Genomic DNA, 17,656 nt, shown 5'->3' with positions numbered 1-17,656 from the left:
CGAACGATGCACCCCGTGACCCTCCAACTCTCGACGCGCCGCATCCCCGATGCCCGCCACACTGGCAACCGACCACCGAAAGGACTCTCCATGTTCGTCGCCATTCGTGATCTCCGAAGAGCCAGAGGACGATTCGCGCTCATCACCCTGGTGGTGGTGCTGGTGTCGGTGCTCGTCACCTTCCTGGGCGGACTCACCGCGGGATTGCGCCACCAGAACATCTCCGCCCTGCAATCACTGCCCGGTTCGATGATCGTGTTCGCCGACACCGGGTCCGCGCCCTCCTTCGATCAGTCGGTGCTGACCACCTCGCAGATCGCGATCTGGCAACACCGTGCCGAAGACGTGGTGCCCGTCGGCATTTCGCGAGATCGCGCGACGTCGACCACACATACCGATCCGATGCCGGTGGCGCTCTTCGGCCTCGGCGGAAACGACCGCCCGGTCACCGGCACCGTCGATGTCGCAGCGCCGATCGCCTCGTCTCTCGGGCTCCGTGGAGGCCAGGCCATCCAGGTCGGCGGGCGGACGATGACCGTCGGACGAATCGTCGGCGACCAGTGGTACGCCCACAGCCCGGTCATCTACCTGCCCATCGACACGTGGCGGGACCTGGCACCGCAGTTCGGCGCCGCCACGGTACTCGCGGTGACACCACGTGTCGGCACCGATACGCAGTCCGTGGCCGCCTCGAGTGGCACCACCATCCGCTCCGGGTCCGATGCGCTGTCGGCGTTGGCGTCCTACAGCGCCGAGAACTCGTCGCTGACACTGATGACGGTGATGTTGTTGCTGATCTCAGCACTGGTCATCGGTGCGTTCTTCACCGTGTGGACCGTGCAACGCGTCCCCGACATCGCGGTACTCAAGGCGCTGGGGGCGTCCACCGCCTCGTTGGTGCGTGACGCCCTCGGCCAGGCCGTGCTCATCCTGGTCGTGGGGTGCGGCCTCGGTGTGGCGGTTGCCGTCGGCGGCGGCACCCTGCTGGGCTCGATCCCGTTTGTCGTGACCGCCTCCACCACCCTGTTGCCCGCGCTGGCCACCATCGGACTCGGCGTCCTCGGCGCCGGTGCGGCACTGCGTTTCCTCATCACCACCGATCCCCTCACCGCACTCGGGAGCAACCGATGACCACGCCACGACGCGTACCGACCCTGACGCTGCAGCACGTGACGATGAGCTATGCCGATGGCACCGGCCACCTCACCGCCCTCGACGACATCGAGGCAACCTTCGACGCCGGGACGATCAGTGCCGTCACCGGGCCGTCGGGATCCGGGAAATCCAGTCTGCTTGCCGTGGCCGGAGCGCTACGCCGTCCCGACAGCGGACGCGTTCTCCTGGCCCAACGCAGCTCGCACCGTTCGGCAAGTGGCTGCGGGACAGTCGACCTGGCGCAATTGAGCGCGTCTGCGGCCACCAGGGTGCGTCGCGAGCGCATCGGCCTGGTCTTCCAGGAGCCCAATCTGCTGCCGTCGCTGACGGTTCTCGAGCAACTCCAGGTGACCGCACATCTCGGACAATCCCGGATCGTCGGCGCAGCCCGGCGCCGCGCCACCACTGCTCGGGCCCGAGACCTGTTGGTCGCCGTCGGTCTGGACGGGATGGTGCACCGGTTGCCTGCCCACCTTTCCGGCGGACAGCGTCAACGGGTCAACATCGCGCGGGCATTGATGAACGAGCCCGACCTCTTGTTGGTCGATGAGCCCACCTCGGCGCTCGACACCGAGCGTGGGGCACAGGTGCTCTCGATGCTGATCGACCTCACCGCCGCCACCGAAACCGCAACGATTCTGGTCACCCATGATCGGACGCATCTCGCCCGGATGGACGCCGTGTATCGGATGGTCGACGGCGTTCTGTCGCCCAGTGACGCTGGACACACCGACAGCAGGCGGTCTACTGTCGGCGCCAGATAGTCAATTAATTGACCAAGGAGTCGTGATCGAATGCACCCGTTCCGCAAAGCGGTGGAAAACCGGGACATGGCAGCCGTCGACGAGCTTCTCGCCGAGGACGTGACCTTCATCAGTCCGGTCGCTTTCGCGCCCTATCAGGGCAAACCGATCACCGCGGCCATCCTGCGTGGCGTGCTCCGGGTGTTCGAGGACTTCCGTTACGTCAAGGAGTTCGGTGCGCCCGGAGCGCCCGACCATGCCCTGATGTTCGAGACGACGGTGAACGGCAGGGCGATCACCGGCTGCGATTTCCTTCATCTCGACGCCGACGGCAAGATCGACGAGTTGATGGTGATGGTCCGACCGTTGTCCGGGGCCACCGCACTCGCTGAGGCGATGGGGGCGCAGTTCGACCGGATTCGCGCCGAGGCCGAAAGCGGAGCCCACAGCGGATAGGCGCGCCGTGCTCAGTGCGTCGTCTCGGTCCGGTCGAGGCGCGCGGACAGGACGTCGGCTGCACGGCGACACCACGCCGCATTCTCCCGCTCGAAGGCGATGCCGCGCAGCCCCGTGAGATACGGTCCCACGCGCGGACTCTCGGCCAGGTACCGGTCCTCGGACATCTCCCCACGCATCTTCGCGAGCAGCGATTCGATCAGCTCGGCCTTGGCCAACGCGTGCGCCCGACGGGCATGCAGGGTCTCGATCAGGGTGGCCGCCTCGCCGACATCGCACGCCCGCACCTTGACCAGCAGATCGTCGCGCACGAAGGTGGGTTTGGATGCGGCCGAGACGAAGGCGACGAGTGCGGCACGCCCGGTGTCACTCAGGGTGAAGACGCGCTTGTTGGGTCGGCCCTGTTGGGTCACCTCACGACCGCGGATCAGGCCGTCGGCCTCCAGACGCGACAGTTCCGCATACAACTGTTGTGGCGTCGCGAACCAGAAGCTCGCAACCGCCACGTCGAAGGTCTTGGCCAGTTGATACCCACTGGCGCCGTCGTCGAGGAGTTCGGCGAGGATCGCGTGACGCAACGACATGCCCCCAGAGTAGTCAACAAATTGCCCCTATTGGGTATTGAGCCGGGCACCGTCGCGGGATACCGTCGAGGAACGCGCCGCTCGCCCACGATGGTCGGCGCCTCACGCGCCGCGAAGGAGAACGATGAAACTCGGACTGCAGCTGGGATATTGGGGTGCGCAGCCGGCACCGAACCACCACGAACTCGTGCTCGCCGCCGAGGAATCCGGGTTCGACGCGGCCTTCACCGCCGAGGCGTGGGGCTCGGACGCCTACACCCCGCTGGCCTGGTGGGGCGCCTCGACGCAGCGGATGCGGTTGGGCACGTCGGTCTTGCAGCTCTCGGCGCGCACGCCCACCGCCTGTGCGATGGCCGCCCTCACCCTCGACCATCTCTCCGGTGGCCGGCACATCGTCGGCCTCGGTGTGTCGGGTCCGCAGGTGGTCGAGGGCTGGTACGGGCAGAAGTTCGAGAAGCCGTTGGCGCGCACCCGTGAATACATCGACATCATGCGGCAGGTGTGGGCGAGACAGGCGCCGGTGGTCAGCGACGGTCCGCACTACCCGCTGCCCTACACCGGGCCCGGTGCGACCGGACTGGGCAAGCCGCTCAAGCCGATCGTTCACCCGCTGCGGGCCGACATCCCGGTGATGCTCGGCGCCGAGGGACCGAAGAACATCGCTCTTGCCGCGGAGATCGCCGACGGCTGGTTGCCGTTGTTCTACACGCCACGGATGGCCGACACCTACAACGCGTGGCTCGACGAGGGATTCGCCCGGCCCGGCGCCCGCCGCAGTCGGGAGGACTTCGAGATCTGCGCGACCGCCCAGATCGTCATCACCGACGACCGCGACGCCTCCTACGCCGCGATCAAACCGTTCCTGGCTCTCTACATGGGCGGAATGGGCAGCGAGGACACCAACTTCCACGCCGAGGTCTACCGGCGCATGGGCTACGGCGAGGTCGTCGACGAGGTCACCTCGCTGTTCCGGTCCGGGCGCAAGGACGACGCCGCGGCGATCATCCCCGACCAGGTGGTCGACGATTCGGCCATCGTCGGCGATGTCGATCATGTCCGGGAACAGATCGCGGTCTGGGAGAATGCAGGCGTCACCACGATGCTGGTCTCGCCGGGCAGTGTCGAGGAGGTGCGCCGTCTGGCATCGTTGGTCGCCGAGACCGCGTAGGTAGTAGCGTTGCGCGGCATGCGCATGCTTCGAGGAGTCCTCGCATCGATCGCCCTTCTCGCCGTGGTGATGGTGGCCGGATGTGGCTCGTCCGACGACGAGCCGCCGAGTTGGTCACTGAACGGATCGACCGGACGGGTCACGGTAACCGGGGCGAAGAATGACACCTCCGCCCCGCAGGTGTCGGTGACCACGCCGTTCGCGGTTACCGAGACGCAGGTGCACACGTTGAGCGGTGGTGACGGCCAGACCGTCGGGCAGGGCGCCAACGTCACCGTCAACTACGTCGGCGTCGACGGACGCACCGGACTGCAGTTCGACAGCAGCTACACCCACGGCCAGCCCGCGCAATTCTCACTGGCACAAGTGGTTCCGGGATTCAGCAAGGCGATCGCCGGCCAACGCGTCGGCTCCACGGTCGCGGTGGCGATCGCACCCGCCGACGGCTACCCCGACGGCAATCCGTCGGCCGGCATCAATGCCGGGGACACGTTGGTCTTCGCGATCGTCATCGTTTCTGCCGACGGCTGAGCCGTCAGGCGCCGACGTAGTCGGCGAGGTGGCGGCCGGTGAGTGTGGTTGGCTCCGAGACCAATTGGGCTGGGGTGCCGGTGAACACCACCTGACCGCCGTCGTGTCCGGCTCCAGGTCCGAGGTCGATGATCCAGTCGGCATGGGCCATCACGGCCTGATGGTGTTCGATGACGATCACCGATTTCCCGGCGTCGACGAGGCGGTCGAGTAGTCCGAGCAGTTGCTCGACATCTGCCAGATGCAGCCCGGAGGTGGGTTCGTCGAGGATGTAGACATCACCCTTCTCCCCCATCTGTGCGGCCAGTTTGAGGCGCTGACGTTCCCCGCCGGACAGTGTGGTCAGCGGTTGTCCGATCCGTAGATAGCCCAGCCCCACGTCGGACAGTCGCTGTAGGATCTTGTGTGCAGCAGGGATTTTCGCGTCCCCGTCGGAGAAGAACCGCTCGGCCTGGGCCACCGACATCCCCAGTACCTCGTCGATGTCGGCACCGCCGAAGGTGTAGGTGAGTACCTCGGCCTGGAATCGCTTGCCCTCGCAGACCTCGCAGATCGTCGAGACCCCGCCCATCATCGCCAGATCGGAATAGACGACGCCTGCACCTTTGCAGTTGGGGCATGCGCCCTCCGAATTGGCGCTGAACAGAGCCGGTTTGACGCCGTTGGCCTTGGCGAACGCCTTGCGGATGGGCTCGAGCAGGCCGGTGTAGGTGGCGGGGTTGCTGCGCCGCGAACCCTTGATCGCACCCTGATCGATGCTGACGACGCCGTCGCGTCCGGCCACGGATCCGCCGATGAGCGAACTCTTCCCCGATCCGGCGACGCCGGTCAGTACCACAAGCACACCGAGCGGGATGTCGACGTCGACATTGCGGAGGTTGTGGGTGTTCGCGCCACGCACCTCGAGTGCTCCGGTCGCCTCGCGCAGGGTGGTCTTGAGTGTCGCGCGATCGTCGAGGTGGCGGCCGGTGAGGGTGTCGGCGCCGCGCAGTCCCTCGACGCTGCCCTCGAAGACGATCTGACCGCCCTCGGTGCCCGCGCCCGGACCGATGTCGACGACGTGGTCGGCGATCGCGATGGCCTCCGGTTTGTGTTCGACGACGAGCACCGTGTTGCCCTTGTCGCGTAGTTGTCGCAGGAGATCGTTCATCCGCTCGATGTCGTGCGGATGCAGCCCGATCGTGGGTTCGTCGAAGACGTAGGTGACGTCGGTCAGAGAGGAGCCCAGATGACGGATCAGCTTGGTGCGCTGAGCCTCTCCGCCCGAGAGCGTGCCTGCCGGTCGATCCAGGGACAGATAGCCCAGACCGATGGCGACGAAGGAGTCCAGCAGTTCCGACAGTGAGGTCAGCAGCGGACTCACCGATGCCGTCGACGATCCCTGCAGGCCGCGCACCCAGTCGGCGAGGTCGGTGATCTGCAGGGCGCAGACGTCGGCGATGCTGCGACCGTCGATCTTCGATGATCGTGCGAGTTCGGACAGCCGCGTGCCGTCGCAGTCGGGGCACACGGTGAAGGTGATCGCGCGGTCGACGAAGGCTCGGATGTGCGGCTGCATCGCCTCCCGGTCCTTGGCCAGCATGGATTTCTGGATCTTGGGGATCAGGCCCTCGAACGTGACGTTGATGCCCTCGACCTTGATCCGCTTGGGTTCGGAGTAGAGCAGGATGTCGAGTTGTCGTTTGGTGAATTTGGCGATGGGTTTGTCGGGGTCGAAGAATCCGCACTCGCGATAGATGCGCCCGTACCAGCCGTCCATCGAGTAGCCGGGAATCGTCAGCGCGCCCTCGTTGAGGGATTTCGTCTCGTCGTAAAGGGCCGTCAGGTCGAAGTCGGAGACCTCTCCCCGCCCCTCGCATCGCGGACACATCCCGCCGGTGACGCTGAACTCCCTGCGTTCCTTGACTTTTCGGCCGCCGCGTTCGATCTCGACGGCCCCGGCGCCCGACACCGAAGCGACATTGAACGAGAACGCCTGCGGCGAACCGATGGTGGGCTCACCGAGGCGACTGAACAGGATGCGCAACATGGCGTTGGCGTCGGTGGCGGTGCCGACCGTGGACCGCGGGTTGGCGCCCATGCGTTCCTGGTCGACGATGATCGCCGTGGTCAGGCCCTCGAGCACGTCGACGTCGGGCCGGGCCAGGCTCGGCATGAAGCCCTGGACGAAAGCACTGTAGGTTTCGTTGATCATCCGCTGCGATTCCGCGGCGATCGTCGCGAACACCAGCGAGCTCTTCCCCGATCCCGACACCCCGGTGAACACCGTCAGGCGCCGTTTGGGGATCTCGACGTCGACGTTGCGCAGGTTGTTCGCCCGGGCGCCATGCACCCGGATGATGTCGTGGGTGTCGGCGGGGTGGGGCGTCGATCTCGTCGGCGTCCGGCTCATCGGCTCTCCGTTGCGGTCGGGCTTCTCTGGTGGGATGGCAAGGTCTCGGGCGTCACGTGGCCCGGGCGTCAGGGAGTCTGGTTGATGCGCAGCAGGTTGCCCGTCGGGTCGCGAAATGCGCAGTCGCGCACACCGTACGGTTGGTCCATCGGTTCCTGGATGACCTCGGCCCCGGCAGCTTGGAGCTTGTCGAACACGCCTTGGAGGTCGTCGGTGGCCAACGTCAGTGCTGCGCCGTAGGTGCCCTTGGCGATGAGATCGAGGATCGTCTCCCGCTCCTGTTCGGTGATGCCGGGATCGACGGCGGGCGGGTGGAGCACGACAGCGGTCTGCGGCTGGTTCGGGGGCCCCACGGTGAGCCAGCGCATGCCGGAGTAGCCGACGTCGTTGCGAACCTCGAATCCGAGGGCGTCGCGGTAGAACTCGAGCGCCGCGTCGGGATCGGTCTGCGGGAGAAAGGTGTAGGCAATGGTGATGTCCATGCCGACAACGCTAGCGGCGCCCGGCCGGTGAGACTTCTCGATTCCTGACCGGTCTGGTGACCTGTGTGGCCAGACACGTCGGAATGCCCAGGGTCTCGTCGGCGGCGCGACGGCGGTACTCGGTGGGCGACATACCGAGGAGCTCGGTGAAGCGGGTGCTGAAGGTACCCAGAGACGAACAGCCCACGGCGAAACAGATGTCGGTGACCGACAGATCGCCTCGCCGCAGCAAGGTCATTGCGCGTTCAATACGCCGCGTCATCAGGTAGGAGTACGGCGATTCACCGTATGCGCGCTTGAATTCGCGGCTCAGATGTCCCGCCGACATCGCGATGCCGCGCGCGAGCGCCTCCACATCGAGAGGGTGGGCGTAGTCGCGGTCGATCCGGTCGCGCACCTGTCGCAGGCGGCGCAGGTCTGCCCGGCGCCGGTCGCGGTCTGGTTTCGCGGTCACATGGACGATCCTCGCATAGTTGACAGCACGTATTCGTTCAGCACGTATTCGTTCAGTGCGCGCCCCGGGATCGGAGGTAGACATCGGCGTCGAAGCGTAGGACCGCCACCCCGGTCTGATTCACCAGTTCGGTCGTATAGGTCACCAGGCCACGGCCGCGCGCGTCGAGGTCGACCGATTCGATCCGCATCGATCCGGACAATGTGTCACCGGGCCGTACCGGCGCCAGGAACTCCATCTCCCGGAGCCGGCGTCCGGCGATCACGCTCCACGACCGCAGGACCGAGCTGACCGCGAGTCGCTGTGCGATCGCCAGACTGTGGATTCCGCTGGCGATCAGGCCACCGAATGCCCCCGAATCGGCAGCTGCGCTGTCGACGTGGAACGACTGCGGATCCCATTGCGATGCGAAGTCGACGAGCTCGGACTCGGAGACCGTATGAACGCCGAGATCATGGCGCTGACCAGGCTGGAGATCATCGGCGTACACGGTGGGATCGGTCATCGCTGGGTGTGCTCCTCGGGTGTTCGGCGGTGTGATGTCGAGCCGGCTCGGCGTTTGGGGAAATTGTTTCCGACGATGTGTAACGCACTCGCCACCCCCGACGATCTCACCTATGACTCCGATCGAGAGTGCCAGACCCCCGACCCGGCATTCTCGATCGGAGTCTCTTGTTGTGGTGGGCTCTCCCTGTAGTGGTGGGTCTCCCGGCGTGCACATGGCTGAGACGTATCGGTAGGTTCGTTCCATCAGGGGTGTTGCGTTGCGGCGTGACCCGACCATCGGCCAGGGGGTATCCACTGATGACGACCACCAGGATTTCGGTCAGCATCGATCGGGCATGGCACGTCGGCGTAGACGGGGTGAGTTACCCACCCGAACCGTGGTATCTCGGTGGCGACGCTCTCATGTCGGCGTTCGTCGTCCCGCGCGCCGACCTACCAGCCGAGGCGTTCGGCGTCATACCCTCCGGAGCCCGCCTGCTGACGGTGGCGGGCAAGGTTCTCGTCGTCGCCGCCGTCCTGCACTACACCGAGGGCGGGGTCCTGCAATACGAAGAACTGCTCACGACCTACCCGGTGGTGTCGGCACGCCACGGTGTGCGCGTCAGCATTCCCGACATCTGGGTGACCAGCCCGAACTCACGCACGGGCGGACGCGAGCTCTGGGGAATCCCCAAGCACCTCGGTGAGTTCACCCGCGAACGATCCGGCCGCCGGATCACCACCGCGATGACCGTGGACGGCCACGATGTCGCCGCACTCGATGCGCGGCTGGGACCGCGCCTGCTTCCCGGAACGCATCAGATCCCCCTACCGACCGCCCAGGTCCTCGACGGTCGTAGCTCGTGGTCGACCAACCGGATCGTCGCCCGACTCCGCACCGCGCGGGCGCAGTGGTCCTTTGCACCCGACGGACCACTCGGGTATCTCGCGGGTCGTCGTCCCCTGATCACCGTCGCCACCACCGACGCCGCGATCTTGTTCGGCACCAAGGTCACTCACGACTGACCGACCTCTCCCCCGACCGGAATCGTTTCCGGGACGTGGCCCCGACGTTGTCCTCCGGGCACAAACGCGCGTCCGAACTCTGGCTCGTGAGACCGTTCCACATCACATCACCCCTTTCTAGTGTCATAAGTCACAGACATGCGAAAGGGTATGCACCAGTGATCAGTTCCTCGTTCTTCGCCTGGGATCTCCGCGAGCGTGGCGACGCTCCGTGCGTCGCCGATGACACCGTCGACCTCACCTACCGCGGCTTCGCCGACCGGGTCGATGCATGTGCCCAGAAGCTGCAGCGACTCGGCGTCCGGCATGGTGACGTCGTGGCGACGGTCCTGCCGAACCGTGCCGAACTGCTCGTCGTCCTGATGGCCGCGTGGCGTCTGCGCGCGGTGGCGACCCCGGTCAACCCAACGTTCACCGCTGACGAGATGCAGTATCAGTTCGCGGATTCCGGCGCGGCGGTCGTCGTGTCCGACGCCGCGGATCTGCGGGCCGACCGGCCCGTGCTCCACGTCGACGACCTGTCTCCGGCCCCCACCACGGGGTGGCGGGCGCCGACCGAGCCCGCCGACGCCGACGATGCCTTGCTGATCTATACGTCCGGATCGACGGGACGTCCCAAGGCAGTTCGGCTGACCCACGCGAACCTGCGCTACATGGCCACGGCAATGGCACACCACCTCGAGCTCGACGCCGACGATCACGCATTACTGATCCTGCCGCTGTTCCACGTGAACGCGATCTGCGTGAGCTTCCTGGCGCCGATCCTGGCCGGCGGACGACTCAGCATCACCGGACGGTTCTCGGTCTCGAGGTTCTTCGACGACGTCGAACGTCTACGACCCACCTACTTCTCGGCCGTACCGACCATCTATGCACTGCTGGTCTCCCATCCCGACCTCGAGCGTCGGGCTCGGACGCTCGACTCCCTGCGTTTCGCGATCTGCGGCGCCGCACCGATTTCCGCAGAACTTCTCGATCGCGTCGAGAACAGCCTGCGGATACCGATTCTCGAGGGCTACGGACTCACCGAGGGCACCTGCGCATCGACGTGCAACCCGCGTCACGGGGTACGCAAGCTCGGCACCGTGGGGCCGGCCATCGAGGGCCAGCGCATCCATGTGGTCGGAGCCGACGGCGCGGACCTACCCACCGGTGACGTCGGTGAGGTGGTCATCACCGGACCCAATGTGATGCGCGGTTACCTCAATCGTCCCGAGGACACCGCGAAGACCGTCGGCGAGGGTCGGCTGCACACCGGCGACGTCGGCCGACTCGATGCCGATGGTTATCTGACGATTGTCGACCGCATCAAGGACTTGATCATCCGCGGCGGAGAAAACCTGTACCCCAAGGAAATCGAGAACGCCCTCGCGACCCACCCGGGAGTCCTCGAGTGCGCGGTCGTCGGCGCACCCCATCCGGTGTACGGAGAGATCCCGATCGCCTTCGTCGTCACCTACCCCGACCACACCATCGACGACGACGACCTCACGCGGCATCTCGGCTCGCTGGTGACGAGGGCCAAGATCCCCGAGTCGATCCACATCGTCGAGGCCCTCCCCCGAAACCCGGTGGGCAAGATCGACAAACCAGCTCTCCGCCGGCAATTCGCAACGCCGACAGCGTTGTAGCGCGCGCTGTTGTAGTCCCCGCGCAATCGCATTCTCCCTCCCCCCGAACCGGCCGCACGACGGCGTCGGGTCGGCCGAACGCGTCCGCACCCCGAAACCACCCACCAATTCCGCTTCACCCCGAAGGAGTACCCATGGGATTCACCACCCCGGATTTCCCGCCCGTGGAACCGGAGACCTTTCTCGACAGGCCGTTTCTCGACCGGCTGCGCGTTCTCGGCGCGCACTGGGCCGAATACGGCTTCGGCACACCCAAGATGGTGCACACGATCTACCTGATCAAGGTCGGCGTGCTGTATATCGTTGCGGGACTGTGTATCGCGACGTTCAGTTCGGGACTCAACGTTGTCGACGTCGGTTCCTGGTGGAACGAACTGATCGTGTATCAAAAGGTGGTCCTGTGGACCGTCCTGCTCGAAACCCTCGGGCTCGGCGGGTCGTGGGGTCCGCTGGCCGGCCATTTCAAACCGATGACCGGTGGGTTCCTGTTCTGGTTACGGCCGGAGACGATCCGCCTGCCACCGTGGCCGGGACGCGTACCGTTCACCAGAGGTGATTCCCGAACTGTCGCCGATGTCGTGGTCTACGCGGCAATCCTGATCACCATCGTTGTCGCACTGGCACTCCCGGGCGTTGCGTCATCGTCGATGAACTCGGTCGTCGCCGGTGATCACGGCGTGGTGAATCCGGTGGTGCTCTACCCGCTGATCGCGCTCTTCGTGGTCATCGGGTTGCGCGACAAGGTGATCTTCATCGCGGCACGGTCCGAGCAGTACCTGCCTGCACTGGTGTTCTTCGCCTTCCTGCCCTACGTGGACATGATCCTGGCGCTCAAGCTCCTGATCGTCACCGTCTGGGTCGGGGCCGGCATTTCCAAACTGGGACATCACTTCTCGATGGTCATCCCGCCGATGCTGTCGAACACCCCCTGGTTGCCGTTCCGGTCGATCAAACGCGCCCACTACCGCGACTTCCCGCACGACATGCGACCGTCGCGCCTCGCCTCGGGAGTCGGGCACGTCTTGGGCACCATCGTCGAGATCGTGACTCCGTTGGTGCTGCTGTTCTCCACCAACAAGTGGCTCACGCTGGCGGGCGTGGTGCTGATGGTCTGCTTCCACCTGTTCATCTTCTCCACCTTCCCCCTCGCGGTCCCGCTGGAGTGGAACATCCTGTTCGCCTACGCGTCGATCTTCTTGTTCTGGGGACACCCCACGTGGGACGGTTTCGCGCTGACCGACACCACCATGCCGTGGGTGCTCGCCCTGATCGCCGCAGCGCTGTGCTTCTTCCCGGTGCTGGGCAATCTCCGCCCGGACCTCGTGTCGTTCCTGCCGTCGATGCGGCAGTACGCCGGGAACTGGGCGTCGGCCACGTGGGCCTTCGCACCGGGCGCCGAGGACAAACTCGACCAGTGCGTGGTGCGCTCATCGAAGAACACCAGGACCCAGCTGCTCGCGTCGTATCCACCGGAGGTCGCCGACGTCGTCATGCACCAGATGATGGCGTGGCGTTCCCTGCACAGTCAGGGGCGTGCGCTGTTCTCACTCATGATGCGTCACCTCGGCGACGACATCGACACCTACACTCTGCGAGAGGCCGAGTTCTCGTGTAATTCGCTGGTGGCCTTCAACTTCGGTGACGGACACCTGCACGACGAGAAGATGATCGCGGCCCTGCAGCGCCGTTGTGACTTCGCGCCCGGTGAGTTCACGATCGCCTGGATCGAGTCGCAACCCATCCACAAGGGCACCCAGCGCTACAAGGTGATCGACGCGGCGCTCGGGGTCATCGAGACGGGCACCTACCGGGTCGCCGACGCGGTTGCCGAGCAGCCGTGGTTGCCCAATGGGCCGATCCCGGTGCAGGTCGACTGGACGCTCGACATTGACGCCCGCCGCGCGCTCACCGATCCTGAGATCGTGACCGAACCCCGGATGCGCTCGACACCCTCGCGGCAGGTGCAACCGTGACGACTGCCGTCGTCGTCGGCGGCGGGCCCAACGGGCTCGCCGCCGCCCTGCATCTCGCCCGCAACGGCGTCGAGGTCACCGTCCTCGAGGCCGCCGACGAGGTCGGCGGGGGTAGTCGGTCGGGCGAGCTGACCGAACCGGGCCTCATCCACGATCACTGTGCGGCCTTTCACCCACTGGCAATGGGTTCGCCGTTCTGGCGCAGCGTCGGCCTGGAGTCCTACGGCTTGACCTGGTGCCTCCCGGAGATCGACTGCGCCCATCCCCTCGACGACGGGACTGCCGGACTCCTGTACCGCAGCATCGATCGGACCGCCGACGGACTCGGCCCCGACGGCCTGCGTTGGCGGCTGGCCCTCGGTGACCTCGCGCGCGGCTTCGACGAGCTCGGCGAGGATCTCCTTCGTCCGGTCGTACATCTGCCGCGGCATCCGTTGCGGCTGGCGGCCTTCGGGCCGCGTGCGGTATTGCCCGCGACCGTGATGGCTCGCTGGTTCCGTACCGATCGCGGTCGCGCGCTGTTCGCCGGTATCGCGGCGCACGCGTTCACCCGACTCGACCGGCCGCTCACCGCTTCGCTGGGCATGATGATCGCGGCGAGCGGACATCGCCACGGGTGGCCGGTCGCCCGAGGGGGTTCCGGTGCGATCGGCACCGCCGCGGCGGCCGCGATCGGTGACCACGGCGGCAAGATCGAGACCGGCACACTGGTCTCGGCGCGCTCCGACATCCCGTCCGCCGATCTGGTTTTGCTGGATCTCTCACCCGCGCAGGCACTCTCGATCTATGGTGACCAGATGCCGGCCAGGGTGAGACGCGCGTTGCAGCGTTACCGCGTGGGATCGTCGGCGTTCAAGGTCGACTACGCCCTCGACGGCGACATCCCCTGGACGACTCCCGACTGCGGACGCGCGGGAACCGTTCATCTCGGTGGTGATGCCTCCGAGGTGTGGCACACCGAGCGGCAGCGGGCCGCCGGGATCATGGTGGACAGGCCGTTCGTCCTGCTCGGGCAGCAGTATCTCGCCGATCGGTCGCGCAGCCGCGGCGGACTCAATCCGATCTACGCCTACGCCCACGTACCCCGCGGATACGACGGCGACGCCACCGACGCGGTGACCGCCCAGATCGAACGTTTCGCCCCCGGATTCCGCGATCGGATCGTCACCGTGCGCAGTACCGGTACCCGTCAATTGCAGTCCTACAACCCCAATTTCGCTCTCGGAGACATCATCGGCGGAGCCAATGACGGGCTGCAGATGCTGGCGCGCCCGCGACTATCGGCGAACCCGTACGCGCTCGGCGTCGACGGGGTCTATTTGTGTTCACAGTCCACCCCGCCCGGCGCGGGCGTGCACGGCCTGTGCGGTTATCACGCTGCGTCGGCGGCCCTGGCATCGTTGCGTAGGCGCCGATGACCGAGGTCGATGGCGATCGAGGGACGCAGGCGCGTGCGCGGCTGGCCCGCATGCCTGCGACCGCCGATGCCGAGTTGCAGGAGGTGGTCACGGCGATCGCGCGCCGGCTCCGCGCGCAGGAGGCGACCATCGTCGCGGATCTGACCGCCATGATGGCCCGCGAGATCGACCATCTCGACGCGGATCCGAAGCTCGTCGAGATGCTCGAGGCGAGTGTGCACGGCAACGTCTCGACGATCATCCACGTTCTCGCCAACGACATCCCCGTCGATCATCTGCAGCCGACGACCGCCGCGGTCGAGTACGCACTGCGCCTCGCGCAACGCGATGTGCCGTCGAATTCCCTTGTGCGCGCCTATCATCTGGGCCAGAACGCGGTGATGTTGTTGTGCTATCAGATGATCGGTGAACTGGACCTGGACGCGGACCGGGCGATGGCGGTGACCCGACACATTTCGGGCGTCATGTTCGGCTACATCGACTGGATCACCCTCTATGTGTTCCAGGCGTACGAGGACGAACGCCGCCGATGGCTCGGCGCCGACGCCACGCTGTCCTCGACCGCGATTCGTCGCGTTCTCGACGGCACCGACACCGACGGCCGCACCTTCACCGAGCAGACCCGATACCGGCTGGACCGCCCGCATCTCGCCGCGATCATCTGGTCCGACGACGGCGGTGTGGATCTCCGGCGCCTGCACCGCGGCGCCGAGGAACTCGCGGTTCGCCTGCGCGCCGACGGGCCTCCGATCCTCACGGCCGTGGACCGGTCGACGATCTGGGTCTGGTTCCCGCTGCGCACGGCGTCGAGTGAGCGTGCGGTCGGTGAGATCGACCTGCCACCTGGACTCCGGGGTGCGTTCGGTCTGGTCGGTGCGGGCGTCGACGGATTCCGTCGCAGCCATGAGCAGGCTCGCGGGGCCTATGCGGTGGCGATCATGCCCGGCAGCGGCACCGGATCGATCGTGGGATTCGCTGACCGCGGAGTCGCCATCGCCTCGCTGCTCGCGCAGGATCTGCCGGCCACCACGGCCTGGGTGCGGGAGGTGCTCGGTGGTCTCGCCGACGATTCACCCACGGCGGCGACGCTGCGCGAGACGCTCTCGGTCTACTACGCGACCCGAGAGAGTCATCTGCATACCGCGACCCGCCTCAACCTGCATCGCAACACGGTCAAGTACCGCGTCGGCAAAGCGCTGGCCGAGGTACCCGGACATCGCGACCGGCTCGATCTCGCCCTGGCGTTGACGGTCTGCGAACTGTTGGGGCCCAGCATCATCTCCGGTCCGGCCTGACCCGACCGGGGCCATCGGCGGGACGCAGGGCCCACGCGGGCACCCAGTGGGTGACCGACTCCTGCCGGTCGCGTGCGCTCAGGGTGTAGGTGACCTTGCCGTACCACTCTCCCCACTCCGACAGCCCCCACTCGGTGAGGACTCCGGTGGCGACTTTCCGGATCTGTAGGCCGTCGGGATGATAAGTGCCACTGTGGTGCGGGGTCTGCGGATACAGCGCGTTGAGATCGATCAGCACCGCCCGGTGGCCGACGCGCACGAAAGCAGGCCGGTGGGGTCGCCCGCTGTCGCCGCCGATCCGAGCCATACCCACGCATCCGATCATATGTTCGATTGCTGTCGTTTATCCAACCGGCGATGCGGGTATCCCGCCGTCACGGAGACGATTCGAGTGAACGAACGTACACTGAGACCATGAGCAGCAGGCGGTTGGTCGGCGAACAGGGAGAAGTCCGTGCGCTGACACGACTGGGACTGAGCGAACTGGGCAAGGCCACCGTCGGGATCGCGCGGGTGCACCGTGCGACCTCGGCGGCGGTCTTCGGCACGCTCGACCTCGCGATCGGCAGGCCTGTCGCGCCGGTGCGCACCGTGCACGACGCGGTCAGTGAAGCGGTCTACACCTCGATCACCGGAGTGCTGGACTCGGCCATGATCGTCGCCGACGCGTTGCCCGAGACCGGGCCTCAGCCCACCAGGACCGTCCGTGGCGCGGCCATGATCGGCATTCTCGACGGACTCATCGGCGACGCCCTCGACGACGAACATTCCCCGCTGGCGCCGCAGATGGCTCCCCGTGTCGGCGGGTCGCCGGTCGCCGTAACCACCGACGGCTTGGCCGCCGCGTATCCGCGCGCCACCGGACACCTCGTCGTCTTCCTGCACGGGCTGATGGAGACCGAGCACGCCTGGCGACTCGGTGGACGCCCGACCTATGGAGCGAGGCTCGTCGACGACATCGGTGCCACCGAGGTGCAGATCCGCTACAACACCGGCCGCCACATCAGCGACAACGGCGCGACCCTCGCCCGATTGCTGAGCGAGATGGTCCTGCTGTGGCCGGTGCCGGTCACCCGCATCTCGCTCGTGGGGCATTCGATGGGCGGCCTCGTCATCCGCAGCGCGTGTCACCTCGGTACGAGCAACCGCGCGCCGTGGGTGCCGTTGGTGACCGAGACGGTCAGTCTCGGCTCCCCGCACCTCGGTGCGCCCCTGGCACGGGGCGTGCACGCCGCGTCGTCGGCGTTGCGCATGCTGTCGGTGACCCGACCGTTCGGCGAGTTGTTGCGTCGGCGCAGTGCCGGCGTCCGAGATCTCTTCCACGGCAACGTCATCGCCGAGGATGGACCATCGGCGGATCCGGACGGCTGGTGGCAGGCGCCCGGCGCGGACGTCCCACTACTTGCCGGCGCCCGCCATCTGTTCGTCACGGCCTCCCTCTTCGGCAATCCGCGCCACCCGCTCGGCCGCTTCATCGGTGACGGCCTGGTTCTGACGCCGAGCGGTCGAGGGTTCCACCGCTCCCGGCGGATCGGATTCCGCGACGAGGACGGCATGCACCTGGGTCGCGCGAACCATTTCACGCTGCTCAACCACGACGAGATCTACCTGTGGCTCCGTGATGGGCTCCGTCCGCTGCGAGCACTCACCGCCGGCTAGTAGAACAGATCAGTCGAACGAATTGTCGGATTTCTCTTGCGGTGAGGGACGCCGCCGACTACACTCGAACACATATTCACGGGCTGATCTGTTCGATTAGCGTGCGAGGGGGGTGATCGCGGTGGCCGACGTCGATGGTGGCGGTGATGCGTTGGTCACTGCGGACATGCTGGGCCTGTATGCGCAGCTGCATGGTCTCCTCG

Annotated in this window: 17 protein-coding genes; 11 read left to right on the top strand and 6 right to left on the bottom strand. The window is 66.4% G+C overall.

Annotated features, from left to right (window positions below):
* The first annotated feature begins 90 nt into the window (after window positions 1-90).
* From P3L18_RS23710 to P3L18_RS23700, 3 genes are read left to right on the top strand one after another with little or no spacing between them, the layout of a single operon-like run.
* A complete protein-coding gene (locus tag P3L18_RS23710; RefSeq protein ID WP_276115449.1) occupies window positions 91-1,131 on the top strand; it encodes an ABC transporter permease in 1,041 nt (346 codons plus the stop codon).
* On the top strand, window positions 1,128-1,919 hold the full coding sequence (locus P3L18_RS23705) for an ATP-binding cassette domain-containing protein (RefSeq protein ID WP_276115448.1): 792 nt from the start codon (window positions 1,128-1,130) through the stop codon (window positions 1,917-1,919). The genes P3L18_RS23710 and P3L18_RS23705 overlap by 4 nt, the downstream gene beginning before the upstream one ends.
* A gap of 30 nt (window positions 1,920-1,949) precedes the next feature.
* A complete protein-coding gene (locus P3L18_RS23700) occupies window positions 1,950-2,354 on the top strand; it encodes a nuclear transport factor 2 family protein (RefSeq protein WP_014360064.1) in 405 nt (134 codons plus the stop codon).
* 11 nt (window positions 2,355-2,365) lie between these two features.
* Here the strand turns inward: P3L18_RS23700 and P3L18_RS23695 are convergent, their stop codons facing one another.
* Entirely contained in the window at window positions 2,366-2,938 is a 573-nt protein-coding gene (locus P3L18_RS23695; RefSeq protein ID WP_276115447.1) for a PadR family transcriptional regulator, read from the bottom strand.
* A 124-nt stretch (window positions 2,939-3,062) separates the two neighbouring features.
* On the opposite strand from P3L18_RS23695, the gene P3L18_RS23690 reads away from it, so the two are divergent.
* Window positions 3,063-4,106, top strand: coding sequence for an LLM class F420-dependent oxidoreductase (locus tag P3L18_RS23690; protein WP_276115446.1), 1,044 nt, complete (start codon window positions 3,063-3,065; stop codon window positions 4,104-4,106).
* An 18-nt stretch (window positions 4,107-4,124) separates the two neighbouring features.
* Window positions 4,125-4,637 (top strand): FKBP-type peptidyl-prolyl cis-trans isomerase, encoded by a 513-nt coding sequence (locus tag P3L18_RS23685; protein WP_043456445.1) that lies wholly within the window; start codon window positions 4,125-4,127, stop codon window positions 4,635-4,637.
* A 4-nt stretch (window positions 4,638-4,641) separates the two neighbouring features.
* Here the strand turns inward: P3L18_RS23685 and P3L18_RS23680 are convergent, their stop codons facing one another.
* The 4 genes from P3L18_RS23680 to P3L18_RS23665 all read right to left on the bottom strand — a co-directional run bounded on the left by P3L18_RS23680 (window position 4,642) and on the right by P3L18_RS23665 (window position 8,470).
* Window positions 4,642-7,029 (bottom strand): excinuclease ABC subunit UvrA, encoded by a 2,388-nt coding sequence (locus P3L18_RS23680; RefSeq protein WP_276115445.1) that lies wholly within the window; start codon window positions 7,027-7,029, stop codon window positions 4,642-4,644.
* A 68-nt stretch (window positions 7,030-7,097) separates the two neighbouring features.
* Window positions 7,098-7,511: a VOC family protein gene (locus tag P3L18_RS23675; RefSeq protein ID WP_276115444.1), complete on the bottom strand. Its 414-nt coding sequence runs from the start codon at window positions 7,509-7,511 to the stop codon at window positions 7,098-7,100.
* Between the two features lie 10 nt (window positions 7,512-7,521).
* Complete coding sequence (locus P3L18_RS23670; protein ID WP_276115443.1) at window positions 7,522-7,965, bottom strand: helix-turn-helix transcriptional regulator; 444 nt, start codon at window positions 7,963-7,965, stop codon at window positions 7,522-7,524.
* Between the two features lie 52 nt (window positions 7,966-8,017).
* A complete protein-coding gene (locus tag P3L18_RS23665) occupies window positions 8,018-8,470 on the bottom strand; it encodes a MaoC/PaaZ C-terminal domain-containing protein (protein WP_276115442.1) in 453 nt (150 codons plus the stop codon).
* Window positions 8,471-8,769: 299 nt separating this feature from the next.
* Between P3L18_RS23665 and P3L18_RS23660 the strand changes: the two genes are divergently transcribed.
* From P3L18_RS23660 to P3L18_RS23640, 5 genes are all read left to right on the top strand, one after another.
* On the top strand, window positions 8,770-9,477 hold the full coding sequence (locus P3L18_RS23660; protein ID WP_276115441.1) for an acetoacetate decarboxylase family protein: 708 nt from the start codon (window positions 8,770-8,772) through the stop codon (window positions 9,475-9,477).
* A 158-nt stretch (window positions 9,478-9,635) separates the two neighbouring features.
* Complete coding sequence (locus P3L18_RS23655; protein ID WP_276115440.1) at window positions 9,636-11,108, top strand: AMP-binding protein; 1,473 nt, start codon at window positions 9,636-9,638, stop codon at window positions 11,106-11,108.
* A 134-nt stretch (window positions 11,109-11,242) separates the two neighbouring features.
* Window positions 11,243-13,081 carry a DUF3556 domain-containing protein gene (locus tag P3L18_RS23650; protein WP_014360055.1) on the top strand — a complete coding sequence of 613 codons (1,839 nt, stop codon included), beginning with the start codon at window positions 11,243-11,245 and terminating at the stop codon, window positions 13,079-13,081.
* Window positions 13,078-14,499, top strand: coding sequence for an NAD(P)/FAD-dependent oxidoreductase (locus tag P3L18_RS23645; protein ID WP_014360054.1), 1,422 nt, complete (start codon window positions 13,078-13,080; stop codon window positions 14,497-14,499). The genes P3L18_RS23650 and P3L18_RS23645 overlap by 4 nt, the downstream gene beginning before the upstream one ends.
* Window positions 14,496-15,794 carry a helix-turn-helix domain-containing protein gene (locus tag P3L18_RS23640; RefSeq protein WP_276115439.1) on the top strand — a complete coding sequence of 433 codons (1,299 nt, stop codon included), beginning with the start codon at window positions 14,496-14,498 and terminating at the stop codon, window positions 15,792-15,794. The genes P3L18_RS23645 and P3L18_RS23640 overlap by 4 nt, the downstream gene beginning before the upstream one ends.
* Here the strand turns inward: P3L18_RS23640 and P3L18_RS23635 are convergent.
* Complete coding sequence (locus P3L18_RS23635; RefSeq protein WP_006372791.1) at window positions 15,775-16,101, bottom strand: hypothetical protein; 327 nt, start codon at window positions 16,099-16,101, stop codon at window positions 15,775-15,777. The two genes, P3L18_RS23640 and P3L18_RS23635, sit on opposite strands and share 20 nt — an antisense overlap.
* 107 nt (window positions 16,102-16,208) lie before the next feature.
* Between P3L18_RS23635 and P3L18_RS23630 the strand changes: the two genes are divergently transcribed.
* Window positions 16,209-17,453: an alpha/beta hydrolase gene (locus tag P3L18_RS23630; protein WP_276115438.1), complete on the top strand. Its 1,245-nt coding sequence runs from the start codon at window positions 16,209-16,211 to the stop codon at window positions 17,451-17,453.
* The last annotated feature ends 203 nt before the right edge of the window (window positions 17,454-17,656 follow it).

Origin of the sequence: Gordonia sp. N1V, from assembly GCF_029269935.1 — a bacterium.
Classification (GTDB): domain Bacteria; phylum Actinomycetota; class Actinomycetes; order Mycobacteriales; family Mycobacteriaceae; genus Gordonia; species Gordonia polyisoprenivorans.
The sequence above is the reverse complement of the archived record's forward strand: the minus strand, read 5'-3'. Positions and strand labels throughout refer to the sequence as shown.

Coding starts and splice junctions, on each gene's coding strand:
- P3L18_RS23675 (WP_276115444.1), bottom strand. CDS start 7,511: ATGGACATCACCATTGCCTACACCTTTCTCCCGCAGACCGATCCCGAC.
- P3L18_RS23650 (WP_014360055.1), top strand. CDS start 11,243: ATGGGATTCACCACCCCGGATTTCCCGCCCGTGGAACCGGAGACCTTT.
- P3L18_RS23685 (WP_043456445.1), top strand. CDS start 4,125: ATGCGCATGCTTCGAGGAGTCCTCGCATCGATCGCCCTTCTCGCCGTG.
- P3L18_RS23635 (WP_006372791.1), bottom strand. CDS start 16,101: ATGGCTCGGATCGGCGGCGACAGCGGGCGACCCCACCGGCCTGCTTTC.
- P3L18_RS23665 (WP_276115442.1), bottom strand. CDS start 8,470: ATGACCGATCCCACCGTGTACGCCGATGATCTCCAGCCTGGTCAGCGC.
- P3L18_RS23630 (WP_276115438.1), top strand. CDS start 16,209: ATGAGCAGCAGGCGGTTGGTCGGCGAACAGGGAGAAGTCCGTGCGCTG.
- P3L18_RS23640 (WP_276115439.1), top strand. CDS start 14,496: ATGACCGAGGTCGATGGCGATCGAGGGACGCAGGCGCGTGCGCGGCTG.
- P3L18_RS23700 (WP_014360064.1), top strand. CDS start 1,950: ATGCACCCGTTCCGCAAAGCGGTGGAAAACCGGGACATGGCAGCCGTC.
- P3L18_RS23680 (WP_276115445.1), bottom strand. CDS start 7,029: ATGAGCCGGACGCCGACGAGATCGACGCCCCACCCCGCCGACACCCAC.
- P3L18_RS23695 (WP_276115447.1), bottom strand. CDS start 2,938: ATGTCGTTGCGTCACGCGATCCTCGCCGAACTCCTCGACGACGGCGCC.
- P3L18_RS23710 (WP_276115449.1), top strand. CDS start 91: ATGTTCGTCGCCATTCGTGATCTCCGAAGAGCCAGAGGACGATTCGCG.
- P3L18_RS23660 (WP_276115441.1), top strand. CDS start 8,770: ATGACGACCACCAGGATTTCGGTCAGCATCGATCGGGCATGGCACGTC.
- P3L18_RS23705 (WP_276115448.1), top strand. CDS start 1,128: ATGACCACGCCACGACGCGTACCGACCCTGACGCTGCAGCACGTGACG.
- P3L18_RS23690 (WP_276115446.1), top strand. CDS start 3,063: ATGAAACTCGGACTGCAGCTGGGATATTGGGGTGCGCAGCCGGCACCG.